Origin of the sequence: Geobacter sp. FeAm09, assembly GCF_008330225.1 — a bacterium.
In the GTDB taxonomy this organism is placed as follows: domain Bacteria; phylum Desulfobacterota; class Desulfuromonadia; order Geobacterales; family Pseudopelobacteraceae; genus Oryzomonas.
Window position 1 is genome coordinate 3,432,747 of the sequence record NZ_CP042466.1, and the last position, 13,105, is coordinate 3,445,851.

The following is a 13,105-nucleotide window of genomic DNA, read 5'->3' on the forward strand; positions in this document are numbered from 1 at the left end:
GGGATGCCCCCGTAAGGTTAGTTTATACCGCAGCCAGCTTGGCGGCCTTTTCGATGGCCTCTTCAATGGAGCCGACCATGTAGAAGGCCTGCTCGGGCAGGGCGTCGTGCTTGCCGGCCACGATCTCCTGGAAGCCCTTGATGGTGTCCTTCAGTTCCACGTATTTGCCGGGGGAACCGGTAAAGGCCTCGGCGACGTGGAACGGCTGGGACAGGAAGCGCTGAATCTTGCGGGCGCGAGCCACGACCAGCTTGTCCTCCTCGGAGAGCTCGTCCATACCGAGGATGGCGATGATGTCCTGGAGGTCCTTGTACTTCTGGAGCACGTACTGGACGGAACGGGCCACGGCGTAGTGCTCGTCGCCGATGACCTGGGGGTCCAGGATGCGGGAGGTGGAGTCCAGGGGGTCAACGGCCGGGTAGATACCCAGCTCGGCGATCTGGCGGGACAGAACCGTGGTGGCGTCCAAGTGGGCGAAGGCGGTGGCCGGGGCCGGGTCGGTCAAGTCGTCGGCCGGGACGTAGATGGCCTGGACCGAGGTGATGGAACCCTTCTTGGTGGAGGTGATGCGCTCCTGCAATTCACCCATTTCGGTGGCCAGGGTCGGCTGGTAACCGACGGCCGAGGGGATGCGGCCCAGGAGGGCGGAGACCTCGGAACCGGCCTGGGTGAAACGGAAGATGTTGTCGATGAACAAGAGAACGTCCTGGCCTTCTTCGTCGCGGAAGTACTCGGCGATGGAAAGGGCGGTCAGGGCGACGCGGGCGCGGGCGCCGGGAGGCTCGTTCATCTGGCCGTACACCAGGGCGGCCTTGTCGAGAACGCCGGATTCCTTCATCTCCATCCAGAGGTCGTTCCCTTCGCGGGTACGCTCGCCGACGCCGGCGAAGACGGAGAAACCGCCGTGCTGCTTGGCGATGTTGTTGATCAGCTCCATGATGAGAACGGTCTTGCCGACGCCGGCGCCGCCGAACAGGCCGATCTTGCCGCCGCGGGCGTAGGGGGCGAGGAGGTCAACGACCTTGATGCCGGTGGTGAAGGCCTCGACCTTGGTGGACTGGTTCTCGAAGGAGGGGGCTTCGCGGTGGATACCGTATTCCTTTTCGTTGCCGATGGGTCCCATCTCGTCGACCGGCTCGCCGATGACGTTGATGATGCGGCCCAGGGTCTTGTGACCGACCGGGGCGCAAATCTGCTTGCCGGTGTCGATGACAGTCTGGCCGCGCTTGAGACCGTCGGTGGAGTCCATGGCAATGGTGCGGACCGAATTCTCGCCCAGGTGCTGGGCGACTTCGAGAACCAGGTTGTTCTCCCGGTCATCGATGGCCGGATTGGTCACCCGAAGTGCATGGTAGATCTCCGGCAGCTTGCCGGGCTCGAATTCGACGTCGATAACAGCGCCGATGACCTGCGAAATTTTACCGATGTTCTGACTCATGGAACTCTGTCCTCCTGTGGCCGTGAAGCCTCATATAGTGATTCGGTTCTCTTGTTATCCTTTGATCGATTCGGCGCCGGAGATGATCTCCGTCAGCTCGGTGGTGATGGCGGCCTGACGGGCCCGGTTGTACTGGAGGGTCAGCTTGCCGATCATCTCGTTGGCGTTTTTGGACGCGCTGTCCATGGCGGTCATGCGGGCGCCGTGTTCGGCAGCCACCGACTCCAGCATGGCCTTGAAGATCTGCACCTCGATGTTCTTGGGCAGGATCTCGGCCAGAAGCTCGGCCACCGACGGCTCGTAGATGTACTCCACCGGAGTCTCGTCGGCCAGGGTCTTCTCCTCCGGTTCCACCGGCAGGAGCTGCTGGAAGGTGATGTCCTGGGACATGACCGTGCGGAAGGCGTTGAAGAGCAGGATGACCTGGTCGTACTCCTCGGCCAGGTAGCCGTCGATCACTTCGTGGGCCAGCATGGCCGCGGTCTGGTAGCTCGGCTTGGCCAGCACGTTCGGGTAGTTCTTGGTCACGGCATGGCGGTTTTTGAGCATCTCGTACCCTTTGCGCCCAACCGTCATGAGCGAAATCTGCTCGAACGCTCCCTGTTTTTCCTTGATGAAATGCTCGGCGGCCTTGCACAGGTTGCCGTTGAAACCGCCGCACAGGCCGCGGTCGGAGGTGACCACGATCAAGAGCAGCTTCTTGGCGTCGCGCTTCTCCAGAAGCGGATGCAGATCCCCTTCCAGGTTGCCGGCCAGGGACTGGAGCACTTCGGCCAGCTTGCGGGCGTAGGGGCGCGCCGCAACGACGCTTTCCTGGGCGCGGCGCAGCTTGGCGGCCGAGACCATTTTCATGGCCTTGGTGATCTGGCGCGTATTCTTTACGGATGCAATCCGTTTTTTTATGCTTTTAAGGCTTGCCATGTCTCAAACCGTCCTTGTTTACGCAGTGAATTCCTTCTTGAACTGCTCCAGCGCGGCAACGATCTTGCCTTTCAGTTCGTCGTCGATGGCCTTTTTGTCGCGCAGCACGGCCAGCACATCGGCCTGACGGTTGTCGAAAAAGGCGTACAGTTCCTGCTCGTAGCGCTTGAGCACCGCCACCGGATAGTCGTCCAGGAAGCCGTTGTTGGCGGCGAAGATGATCAGGACCTGCTTCTCGTTGGGGATCGGACGGTACTGGGGCTGCTTGAGGATCTCCACCAGGCGCTCGCCGCGCGACAACTGCATCTGGGTGGCCTTGTCCAGGTCGGAGCCGAACTGGGCGAAAGCGGCCATCTCGCGGTACTGGGCCAGACTGAGGCGCAGCGTACCGGCAACCTGCTTCATGGACTTGGTCTGGGCGGAACCGCCGACGCGGGAAACCGAGAGACCGACGTTGATGGCCGGGCGGACGCCGGAGAAGAACAGGTCGGTTTCCAGATAGATCTGGCCGTCGGTGATGGAGATGACGTTGGTCGGAATGTAGGCGGACACGTCACCGGCCTGGGTTTCGATGATCGGCAGGGCGGTGAGTGAACCGGCGCCGCACTCGTCGGACAGCTTGCAGGCGCGCTCCAGCAGACGGCTGTGGAGGTAGAAGACGTCGCCCGGGTAGGCTTCGCGCCCGGGGGGACGGCGGAGCAGCAGGGAGAGCTGGCGATAGGCGACGGCCTGCTTGGAAAGGTCGTCGTAGATGATCAGGGCGTGCTTCTTGTTGTCACGGAAGTACTCGCCCATGGTGACGCCGGTGTAGGGGGCGATGAACTGGAGCGGAGCCGACTCGGAGGCGGTGGCGGCGACGACGATGGTGTAATCCATGGCGCCGTGCTCGCTCAGCTTGGAAACGACCTGGGCGACCGTGGAACGTTTCTGGCCGATGGCGACATAGATGCAGACGACGTCGCCCCCCTTCTGGTTGATGATCGTATCGATGGCAACGGCGGTCTTGCCGGTCTGGCGGTCGCCGATGATCAGCTCGCGCTGGCCGCGTCCGATGGGAACCATGGAGTCGATCGCCTTGAGGCCGGTGGCCATGGGCTGGTGTACCGACTTGCGGCTGACGATGCCGGGGGCCTTGATCTCCACCTTGCTGAAGCTTGCGGTGTTGATGGGGCCTTTGCCGTCGATGGGCTGGCCGATGGCGTTGACCACGCGGCCGATGAGGGCGTCGCCAACCGGGACCTCGGTGATCCGGCCGGTGCGCTTGACCGTGTCGCCTTCCTTGATCTCGGCGAATTCGCCGAGAATGGCGGCGCCGACGTTGTCTTCCTCCAGGTTGAGGACCATGCCGGACACGCCGCCGGGGAACTCCAGCAGCTCGCCGGCCATGGCGCCAGCCAGGCCGTGGATACGGGCGATACCGTCACCGATGGAGATGATCGTGCCGGTTTCCGACACCTCTACCTCCTTGCCATACTCCTTGATCTGTTTCCTGATGATCTCGCTGATCTCTTCGGCTCTGATTTCCATGGAAGCATTTACCCCTTCTGTAGTATATCTTGAATCCGTTTAAGCTGAGTTTTCACGCTGCTGTCGAAGGCCGTATCGCCGATCTGGGTCACTACGCCGCCCAGAAGGGTCTGATCAACCGTCACCTGCGGGACGACCTTCTTCCCGGTCTTCTTCTCCAGGGCTCCCTGAATGGCGGCCACCTGGGCGTCGTCCAGCGGGAAGGCGGTCCTGATGAAGGGACGAATGACGCCGGAGTGCTCATCGGCCAGTTTTTTGTAGGTCTGAACGATCTGGTCGAGAAAGGCCACGCGGTTTTTGTCCACCAGGAGGAGCAGGAAGTTGCCCACCAGTTCGGAGCAGCCAGCCTTGGCCACCAACTCCTTCATGATCTCTTTCTTCTGCTCGGCGGTGAAGGCGGGATTGCCGAAAGCGGCCCGCAGTTCGCCATTGGCGGCGAAGAGGCGATCAACCCCGGCCAGTTCCTCGCTGAAGCGGTCGATCAGACCGGCCTCTGAGCCAAGCTGCACCAGCGCCTTGGCGTATCGTCTCGCAATCGTATTGTTGATCACTGGATCTGTACCACCTTGTCAAGATATTCGCCGACAAACCGGTCGTGGTCGGCCTTCTGGATGGCGCCGGTCAGCTTGCCGGCGGCAAGTTCCACCGCCAGCCGGGCGGCCTCGGCACGCAACTCGGCACGGGCCTTGAGGGTCTCCTGCTCGGCCGACTGGGCGGCCTGGTCTGCGATCTTCCGGGCGGCGACCTGTGCCTCGGCGATAATGCGCTCTTTCTCCTGCTCTCCCTCACGGATGATGGCGGCATGGAGTTCGTCGATCTCCCGGGAAGCCTGGTCGAGCTTGGCGCTGTACTCGACCAGCTTTGCCTCGGCGGCGGCTTTCCCTGCCTGGGCCTCTTTCAGGTCCTTTTCGATCTGGGCCTGACGGGCGGCCAGCGTGCCTTTGACATTGGCCTTTTTCAGGGCCCACACGAGGATGCCGACCAGCACGGCAAAGTTGAGCACGCGCCACCCCAGGTCCTTCATCTGGGCGGCGGCGTGATCGGCGTGCTGCGCGCCTTCGCCCCCTTCGTTGGCGAAACCGGCGGAGGCGGCCAGCACGATGACGGCGATACCGGCCAGGGAGAAGACGATTTTTTTCGTACGCTTGGATACCATCAACATGTTACAGGCTCCTCCCCAGGATTTTCTCGCAGATGTCGCCGGACAGGGCCTCGGCCTGCTGTTTCAGCAACGCGCGGGCATCGGCGGCTTCCTTGGCCACCTTGCCGCGGATGGCTTCCAAAGAGGCGGCGGCCTCCTTGCGTGCCTTCTCCAGCACTGCCGTCTCTTCAGCCTGGGCCTCTTTGAGGGCCTCGGCCCTGCGGCCGGCGGCTTCGGTCTTGGCGTCGCGCAGACGGGCCTCGTAGCGGGCCATCTTTTCCTGGACCTCCTGATCGACGGAAGCGGCCTTTTCGCGGGCAGAGTCGATTACCTGGCGGCGATCGGCCAGAACCTTGCGGATCGGCTTGTAGAGGAAAACGTTGAGAACGAGGACGAGAATTCCGAAGTTGATTACCTGGACAACGAATGCCAAATTTAATTCAATCACGACCTACCCCTTGCAGGCATGCATTAAGTGTATACTTGTATACTGTATCCACATATCGGACCTAGCTATCATATATTTCCGCATAATGTCAAGATGTATTGCAAACAAACCTGTAGGATTCTGGCGGACAGCGGTGGCGGGCACAGACCAGCGGGACGGGACCGGGTGGCTCCGGCCCCGCAGTTTTTCTTACAGTTCAAGCAGATCGATGATGCGGGTCAATTCGTCGGGGTCGCTGAAATGGATCTCCAGCCTCCCCCCCTTGTTTCCGACCCTGCGGATGGCGACCCGCGCCTGGAAGCGCTTCTGCAACTGCTCTTCCAGGGCGCCCATGAGCAGGTCGGGCTGCTGCGGGCGTTTGTGCGGCGCCGGGTGGGGGTTCATCTTCAGCCGCCGCACCAGATTTTCCGCCTCGCGGACACTCAGCTGGCGCTGCAGGATTTCATGGCGGGCCTTGAGGATCGACTCGGGGGCCTCCAGGGCCAGGAGGGTGCGGGCATGCCCCATGCTCATGCGCTCTTCCACGATGTCCTGCTGAACCTCGGCGGGCAGCTTGAGCAGGCGCATGGAGTTGGTGACGCTGGTGCGGTTCTTGCCGACCCGCTTGGCCACATCCTCGTGGGAGATGCCGAAATGCTCCACCAGCGAACGGTAGGCCTGGGCCTCCTCGATGGCGTTCAGATCCTGGCGCTGGATGTTCTCGATCAGGGCCAGTTCCAGCACCGTGTCTTCGCTGGCCTCGCGGATGACCACCGGCACTTCCCTGACGCCCGCTTTCTGGGCGGCGCGCCAGCGGCGCTCGCCGGCAACGATCTCGTAGAAGTCTGCCTTTTTGGTCACCACCAGCGGCTGGATGACCCCCTGCTCGCGGATGGAAGCGGCCAGTTCATCCAGCTTGTCCGCGGCAAAATGCTTGCGGGGCTGGTTGCGGTTGGGGCGGATCTTTTCGATCGGGCAGATGAAATAATCGGAGCGCCCCTCGGGTATCTCCGCAACCTGCAGCAGCGCCGCCATCCCTCTCCCGAGGCCGCCTTTCTTAACCATTGGCTGTCTCCCTCTGGATTATTTCCCGGGCCAACTGCAGATAACTGGCGGCACCGCGTGATGATATGTCGTAATGGATGACCGGCTTGCCGTGGCTGGGAGCTTCGGCCAGACGCACGTTGCGCGGGATGACCGCATCGAAGACCTGATCGGAAAAATGGGCCCTGATCTCCGCCATGACCTCTTTGCCCAGGTTGCCGCGGGAATCGAACATGGTGAGCAGGATGCCCTCGATCTTCAGCAGCGGGTTCAGCCCCCTCTGGATGAGGCGGATGGTATGCAGGATCTGGGAAAGCCCCTCCATGGCGTAGAACTCGCACTGGAGCGGGATCAGCACGGAATCGGCCAGGGTCATGGCGTTGACGGTCAAAAGGTTCAGCGATGGGGGGCAGTCGATGATGATGTAGCGGTACTGGTCCACCAGCGAGGCGAGGGCGAACTTGAGTTTCAGTTCCCGGCCGATCTCGGAGGCCAGTTCCAGTTCCGCGCCGGCAAGGTCGGAGTTGGCCGGTATGACGTGCAGGAAAGGCTGCCCGATGTCCACGATCAGGTTCTGGGCGTCGGTTTCGTTGACGAGGGCGTCGTAGATGGTCTGTTGCAGCTGGGACTTGTCGATCCCCACCCCGCTGGTCGCGTTGCCCTGCGGGTCGATATCAACCAGCAGCGTCGGCTTCTCGGCCGCCGCCAGGGAGGCGGCCAGATTGACGGCGGTGGTGGTCTTGCCGACCCCCCCCTTCTGATTGGCGATGCAGATTATCTTGGACATGACAGCATGGGCCTTGCCTGATGCGGATTGCGATTTATGGAGCCGAAGAGCGAAAAATTACCATAAAGTTCCCACGGTGCAAAGCATATTTTTCCGAAACGCCGTGCATGGTTTATTGACAACGGTCAAGGTTTTTCCGTCGGGCGTCCGCTAGAGTCAGGTTGATGGGATCATGCAAGAAGCGAGGTTACCGCCACATGCAAAAAACGCTCATGCCGTTCTTTACCCTGGCAATCGGCCTGGCCGCGGCAACGGCTGCCGCGGCTTTCGAATGCAAAGTCTGCCACAGCAAGAACCCCCGCATGGTGGCCATGCACACGGCCCTTCGGGGAGAAAACTGTTTCGGTTGCCACAAGGTGGGAGACAGGCTGATGGGCAAGAGGGAGCCCAAGGACACGGAGAGCCTGCTGCGACGGAGGGTTTCCGACGCGGAATGCGTGCGCTGCCACGGGAAGAAACAGCGGGAACCGGGCCTCTAGCGGGTTGTTGAAAAACGCCCGGGGAAGGCCGGATGCCGGACGTCCGGAACGGAGCGGCCGAGGCACGACGGCTGGTTAGCCGAGGCCGCGAGTACCGGCAACGCCGTGGACGGATTTTTCAGCAACCTGCTCGACGTTCCGGAGGGCGTAGCGCCGCAGGGCCTTCATCCCGTCGAGATGGAGCTTCTCCATGATCCGGGCGTAGTAGGTTTCCACGGTGCGGGTGCTGACGGCAAGGGTCGTGGCGATGTCCACGGTGGCGTCGCCCTGGCTGATCAGGGACAGCACCTGGCGCTCCCGTTCGCTCAGACATTCGTCCTGCACCCCGGCCGGGTCGGATACCAGCTTCCTTGCCAGACTCTGGGCGGCCCGCGGGCTGATGTGCCGCCGCCCGTCCAGGACATCCCGGACCGCCCGGATCAGATCGCTCGCCAGGTCCCGCTTGGTAACGTAGCCGTTCACGCCGGCGGCGAACGCCCGCTCGATGCTGCCCGTGTCCTCGTGCATGGAATAGATCACTACCGCTATGCCCCGCCTTTTCATATCGCCCACCAGGTCGAGGCCGCTCTCGTCCCCCAGGGAGAGATCCACCAGGGCGACATCCGCCCGGCACCCGTCGAGCACCTCCAGGGTCCCGGCCCTGTTTTCCGCCTCGCAGCAGACGGCAACCCCCTCCTGCGCAAGCAGCAGCGCAACCCCCTGGCGCACTGCCGGGTGGTCGTCAACCAGAATGATTCGCGGGTTCGTTTTCTCGTGGCGCATGGGATAATCCTTCGGGGATGCCGGCAGGGGTGGCGCTGTGTGCCACGCCCGCGGTTTTGGGAGTATCGCCGGCGCGGTCGAACCGGATGATTTTCCGGATAACGATGAGCAGGAACAGCGCCAGCACCTGAAGGACGATGTATCGTGTCTGCATGAATGATTTTCCCGTTTTCGATGACAAACAGAGCCGAAGCGGCCGGGCCGGCACATCCGTTCAGCCGGGCGCACGGCCGCGTATCTCTCACTATAGCCCAAAGGGGTTCACTTGTATGTGGGGGGAATTACGGTTTTTGTGTCGGGGTTTTTACGGACAGAAGCCCGCAACGGGGGGAAACGGCCGTCACCGGCCGGGAACCGGGGCTCCCGGCCGCCGGACCGGTTACTGGTAATGCTGGATGGCGTGGCGCCTCAGGGCCTTCATCCCATCGAGATCGAGTTTTTCCATGATCCGCGCATAATAGGTCTCCACGGTGCGGACGCTGATGGCAAGGCTTGTGGCGATGTCGGTGCTGGTGTCGCCCAGGCCGATCATGGTCATGATCTGGCGTTCCCGTTCGCTGAGCAGGCCTTCCCGGTGGCAGGCCGGGGTGGCAAGCACCCTGTTGGCGAGACTTTGGGCCGCATTGGGGCTGACGTGGCGCCGCCCGGCAAGCACGTCGCCCACCGCTTCCAGCAGGACGTCCGAGACCTCCCGTTTGGTGACGTAGCCATCGGCTCCGGCAGTGAATGCCCGCTCGATGGTCTCGGCGTCCTCGTGCATGGAGTAGATCAGGACCGCGACGCCTCGGGCGTGCAGGTCGCCGACCAGGTCGAGTCCGCTCTCCTCCCCCAGGGAAAGGTCCACCAGCGCCATGTCCGCGGGGGAGCCGTCGAGCATTTCCAGAGCCTCGGCCCGGCTGCCCGCCTCGCCGCAGACGGCATAATCCTTCTGGCCGAGAAGCAGCGCCAAACCCTGGCGCACCGCCGGATGATCGTCTATCAGAAAGACCCTGGTGCCGTTTCCCGTTTCGTCAGCCATCCTGTGCCCCCTCTCCTGCGGCGGTTTCGCACGGGACCGTGCAGGTCACCACGGTCCCGCCCCCCACGGCGTCCCCGATGTGCAGGGAACCGCCGATCATCTTGGCGCGATGCGACATGATCCCCAGCCCCAGCCCCCCCTTCGACCGGGCCGCCTGGCCCCTGCCGATGCCGTTGTCGCTGACGGCAAGGGTGATGACCCCTCCGTTCAGGCAGTTGAACGCCACCGTAATCCGGCTGGGCCGGGCATGCTTCACCGCATTGGTGATCGCCTCCTGGGCGATGCGGTACAGGTGGGTGACCTGCTCGTTGGCGCAGGAGACGCAGGCCCGCTCCTGCCGGAATTCTATGGCGATGCCGGTGGATTCGGCGAAACGCCGCGTCAGTTCTTCCAGGGAAGGGCTCATGCCGCGCGGGTCATGCTCCACCGGCCAGAGCCCGCGGGAGAGATCGTAGGCATGGTCCACCGATTCCTCCAAGAGGGAAGAGAGTTGCCGCAGTTCCGCCGTATCCTCTCCGGCCGCCGCCAGCTTGCGTTCCAGCACCGAACAGCGCAGCCTGGCACCGGTCAACTGCTGGCAGAGCCCGTCGTGCAGATTGTGGCTGATGCTCCGGCGCTCCTCTTCGCTGATCATGACGATCTTCCGCTCCAGGCGGATCCGCTCGGCCATCTCCTCTTCCAGGGAGCTGTTTTTCCCCTCCAGTTCGCCCGACAGGCGTTCAACGGCCGAAAAGGCACGGGAAAACCGCAGCGACAGGGCAAATGCCTGAAACAGGATAAAAACGAACATCCCCACCGGTATCAGGAACAGGGATCTGATCAGGTGGAGATCATAGAGCATGTCGTTGAGCCCCACAAGCCCCAGAATGAGGAACCCGACCAGGATAAAGGTCGCCCCCTCCCGCCTGCTCAGTTTTGCCCGGGCGAGCATGGCCAGGCTGTAGGGAATGAGCAGGGCGGTGCCGGCGTAGTAGAGCGGTACCAGCTTGCTCAGCGCCAGGGGGGGAAGGAGCAGGACCCCTGCCGAAAACAGCGCCGCCATGATCTGGGAAAAGCGCAGGCCGAGCACGGAAAACTCCCGGGGGTAGAGGGAGCGGAAAAAGCTGTAGCCGACCGGCACGGACAGGAAGAAACAGATCAGGTCAACCCTGATGAGAAACGGCGCCGGAATCTCGGGGAAAAAGAGCCGGATGCTCCAGTCCGCCGTATTTGAGGCCAAAAACGTCCCCGTCCACAACAGGCAGTAGCATCCGAAATAGAGTGGCGCCACGTTCTTGCGGCGGAAAAAATACAGCACCAGATGGTAGACCCCCATGACCATGAGGCTGCCGATGAAGAATAAGGCCATGGCCCAGCGCCGGATCTGGCCCGCCTCGATTACCGAGGCATCACCGAGGAGGATGGAGGAGGCGACCCCGCCATCCCGGTAGTGGTAGTTGGACACCTGAAGGACCAGCTCCAGGGGCTCTCCCGTGCTGGGGAAGCGGGCGATGCACACCGAGGGGGCGGGCACCTCTGTGGCCGCGCCGGTTCCCACGCGGCCGCTTGCGGCGAGCGGCCGGCCGTTGAGCCACAGGCGGTAGGCCGAGGCGACATCGAAGAGGCGCAGGGCCAGTTCGCGCCTGCCCGGTCCCGCCAGTATCCGCAGGCGCAGGGTGGCGCACCCCGATGCGCCGAGCCTCGCGCCGTTGAGCCGAAAATCGTTCCAGGTGGCCGGCAGGGTGAGATAGCCGGTTTTTTCCGGGGGGCGGGGGGTGTGAAAATCCTCCGGCGCCAACAGCCGCCCCCAGTAGAACTCCCATTCGCCGTCAAGGCGCACCGGCACGGTCCAGTCCCGGCTGCGGCCGGCGAGATCCAGCTCCCCCTGCCGGGCAAACGGCTCGGCGGCAAAGGTTGGGGAATGGAGCGCCGCAACCAGCATGAGAGAGAGCAGGAGCCGCAGCATCAGGGTATTCCGCACTGCCGCAGACAGGCCTCGAACGCCCGGTCCAGCGGGGCTTCGAGACGAATCTCCACCCCCTTTTCGTTTTTGAAGGAGAGGCGGGCGCAATGCAGCATCATGCGCTCCGCCGGTGCGCCGCCATAGGTGGCGTCCCCGACGATGGGCAACCCCGACGCCTCCAGGTGGACGCGGATCTGGTGGGTGCGCCCGGTCAGGGGGTGCGCCTCTATCAGCGCCCCCCCGGCGGCGGCAGCCGCCACGCGGAATTCGGTCAGGGCCGGCTTGCCCCCCGCCATGATGCCGTAGCGCGATGTGCCCAGCTTGCCGATGGGGCCGTCCATTGCCCAGGCCTCCTGCCGGGGCTGCCCGCTCACCAGGGCCAGGTAACGCTTGTCCGCCAGCCCGTCGTGAAAGCGGGCCGAAAGCCAGGCGGCCGCCCGCTTCTGCTTCGGAAACACCATCACCCCCGAGGTGCCCCGGTCGAGACGGTGGATCACCCGGGCCGGCTCGTTGATCCCCTGCCGGCGGAAGTATTCGGCGACCCAGAATTCCAGGGTCCCCTTAAGCTGATAGGGGGTGCGCTGGGTATTGGCCCCGGCCGGCTTGTTGACCGCGATCAGGTCGTCGTCCTCGTACAGGAGCGCCTCGGGGGGGAGGACAAGTTCCCGGAACCGCCCCGGTTCCATCACGCCGACCTCTACCGTATCCCCCTGCCGGACGATGCGCGACGCCACCCGAACCATGGCGCTGTTGACGCTGCACCCGCCCCGGTCGATGATCCGCCGCGCCTCGGACTTGCTGAGGCCGTCGAACAAGAGCGCCACGGCGTCGTCCAGCCGGCGCCCCCCCTGCTGTTCATCCACTGTTTTCTTGCATATCATGATCTCGTTACTACCCCGATTCCCTGCTGCAATGCAAATAGTTTCACCCGAAAATTCCAGATGGCGATTATTTGGCCGTTTACGAATGAAAACCAATCAAAATTCCCTGTGGAAAAAGGGATACGACTCTGGTACCCTCTGCCGCCATGAGTCTTGAACCGCTTCACGACATCACCCGGCTGCGCGGCCCCGTACCGCTGGTGCACCTGCTGCTGCGGCACTTCGTCCGCTCCGGCGGCCGGGCCGTCGACGCCACCTGCGGCAACGGCAACGACACGCTTCTGCTGGCGGAGCTGGTGGGGCCCACCGGCCGGGTCTGGGGCTTCGACATCCAGCAGGAGGCCGTGGACGGCACCGCCCGCAAACTGGCGGCACACGGGCTTGGGGAGCGGGTGACGCTGGTGGCCGCGGGGCACGAGACCATGGCCGGGCGGCTCGAAGCCGGCCTGAGCGCCGTGGTTTTCAACCTGGGCTACCTGCCGGGGGGCGACCGCAGCATCATCACCCGCCCGGCAACCACCGCGGCGGCCCTGGAACAGGCCCAAAGCCTCCTGGCCCCGGGCGGCATCGTGGCCCTGACCGTCTACCCCGGCCACAAGGGGGGCGACGCCGAGCGGCATATGGTGGAAGAATGGGCGGCGCGCCTCCAGGCGCCCCTGTTCCACGTCTGGCGCATGGGGCAGACCAATGCCACGGCCGATGCGCCCTACGTCGTCATCGCCCAGAAGGGGGTGTGAC

15 protein-coding genes are annotated in these 13,105 nt (G+C 63.5%); 2 read left to right on the forward strand and 13 right to left on the reverse strand.

The annotated features are described in order from the left end of the window. Positions 1 to 22: 22 nt before the first annotated feature. The 8 genes from atpD to FO488_RS16295 form a co-directional block, all read right to left on the reverse strand. The gene (gene atpD, locus FO488_RS16260; protein ID WP_149211519.1) at positions 23 to 1,438 is read right to left on the reverse strand and encodes a F0F1 ATP synthase subunit beta; all 1,416 of its coding nucleotides are present in this window, start codon (positions 1,436 to 1,438) and stop codon (positions 23 to 25) included. A gap of 54 nt (positions 1,439 to 1,492) precedes the next feature. Continuing rightward, positions 1,493 to 2,359 (reverse strand): ATP synthase F1 subunit gamma, encoded by an 867-nt coding sequence (gene atpG / locus FO488_RS16265; protein ID WP_149211520.1) that lies wholly within the window; start codon positions 2,357 to 2,359, stop codon positions 1,493 to 1,495. Positions 2,360 to 2,377: 18 nt separating this feature from the next. Beyond that, the gene (gene atpA / locus FO488_RS16270) at positions 2,378 to 3,886 is read right to left on the reverse strand and encodes a F0F1 ATP synthase subunit alpha (RefSeq protein ID WP_149211521.1); all 1,509 of its coding nucleotides are present in this window, start codon (positions 3,884 to 3,886) and stop codon (positions 2,378 to 2,380) included. A gap of 8 nt (positions 3,887 to 3,894) precedes the next feature. Next, positions 3,895 to 4,437, reverse strand: coding sequence for an ATP synthase F1 subunit delta (gene atpH / locus FO488_RS16275; RefSeq protein ID WP_149211522.1), 543 nt, complete (start codon positions 4,435 to 4,437; stop codon positions 3,895 to 3,897). Then, positions 4,434 to 5,048 (reverse strand): ATP synthase F0 subunit B, encoded by a 615-nt coding sequence (locus FO488_RS16280; RefSeq protein WP_149211523.1) that lies wholly within the window; start codon positions 5,046 to 5,048, stop codon positions 4,434 to 4,436. Before FO488_RS16280 ends, atpH begins: the two co-directional genes overlap by 4 nt. 1 nt (position 5,049) lies before the next feature. After that, complete coding sequence (locus tag FO488_RS16285) at positions 5,050 to 5,475, reverse strand: ATP synthase F0 subunit B (protein WP_149211524.1); 426 nt, start codon at positions 5,473 to 5,475, stop codon at positions 5,050 to 5,052. A 189-nt stretch (positions 5,476 to 5,664) separates the two neighbouring features. Then, on the reverse strand, positions 5,665 to 6,519 hold the full coding sequence (locus tag FO488_RS16290) for a ParB/RepB/Spo0J family partition protein (RefSeq protein ID WP_149211525.1): 855 nt from the start codon (positions 6,517 to 6,519) through the stop codon (positions 5,665 to 5,667). Continuing rightward, a complete protein-coding gene (locus FO488_RS16295; protein WP_149211526.1) occupies positions 6,512 to 7,285 on the reverse strand; it encodes a ParA family protein in 774 nt (257 codons plus the stop codon). The genes FO488_RS16290 and FO488_RS16295 overlap by 8 nt, the downstream gene beginning before the upstream one ends. Before the next feature lie 197 nt (positions 7,286 to 7,482). Here FO488_RS16295 and FO488_RS16300 point away from each other — a divergent pair, with 197 nt between their 5' ends. Beyond that, entirely contained in the window at positions 7,483 to 7,764 is a 282-nt protein-coding gene (locus tag FO488_RS16300) for a cytochrome c3 family protein (RefSeq protein ID WP_149211527.1), read from the forward strand. A gap of 75 nt (positions 7,765 to 7,839) precedes the next feature. On the opposite strand, the gene FO488_RS16305 is transcribed toward FO488_RS16300, so the two are convergent. From FO488_RS16305 to FO488_RS16325, 5 genes are all read right to left on the reverse strand, one after another. Continuing rightward, positions 7,840 to 8,526 (reverse strand): response regulator transcription factor, encoded by a 687-nt coding sequence (locus FO488_RS16305; RefSeq protein WP_149211528.1) that lies wholly within the window; start codon positions 8,524 to 8,526, stop codon positions 7,840 to 7,842. Continuing rightward, positions 8,486 to 8,680: a hypothetical protein gene (locus FO488_RS16310; RefSeq protein ID WP_149211529.1), complete on the reverse strand. Its 195-nt coding sequence runs from the start codon at positions 8,678 to 8,680 to the stop codon at positions 8,486 to 8,488. Before FO488_RS16310 ends, FO488_RS16305 begins: the two co-directional genes overlap by 41 nt. Positions 8,681 to 8,905: 225 nt before the next feature. Then, positions 8,906 to 9,544, reverse strand: a complete 639-nt coding sequence (locus FO488_RS16315; protein WP_149211530.1) for a response regulator transcription factor — start codon at positions 9,542 to 9,544, stop codon at positions 8,906 to 8,908. Beyond that, the gene (locus tag FO488_RS16320; RefSeq protein ID WP_149211531.1) at positions 9,537 to 11,489 is read right to left on the reverse strand and encodes a sensor histidine kinase; all 1,953 of its coding nucleotides are present in this window, start codon (positions 11,487 to 11,489) and stop codon (positions 9,537 to 9,539) included. Before FO488_RS16320 ends, FO488_RS16315 begins: the two co-directional genes overlap by 8 nt. After that, positions 11,489 to 12,367, reverse strand: coding sequence for an RluA family pseudouridine synthase (locus tag FO488_RS16325; RefSeq protein WP_149211532.1), 879 nt, complete (start codon positions 12,365 to 12,367; stop codon positions 11,489 to 11,491). The genes FO488_RS16320 and FO488_RS16325 overlap by 1 nt, the downstream gene beginning before the upstream one ends. Positions 12,368 to 12,513: 146 nt before the next feature. Between FO488_RS16325 and FO488_RS16330 the strand changes: the two genes are divergently transcribed. Beyond that, positions 12,514 to 13,104 carry a class I SAM-dependent methyltransferase gene (locus FO488_RS16330; RefSeq protein WP_205743296.1) on the forward strand — a complete coding sequence of 197 codons (591 nt, stop codon included), beginning with the start codon at positions 12,514 to 12,516 and terminating at the stop codon, positions 13,102 to 13,104. Position 13,105: the final 1 nt, after the last annotated feature.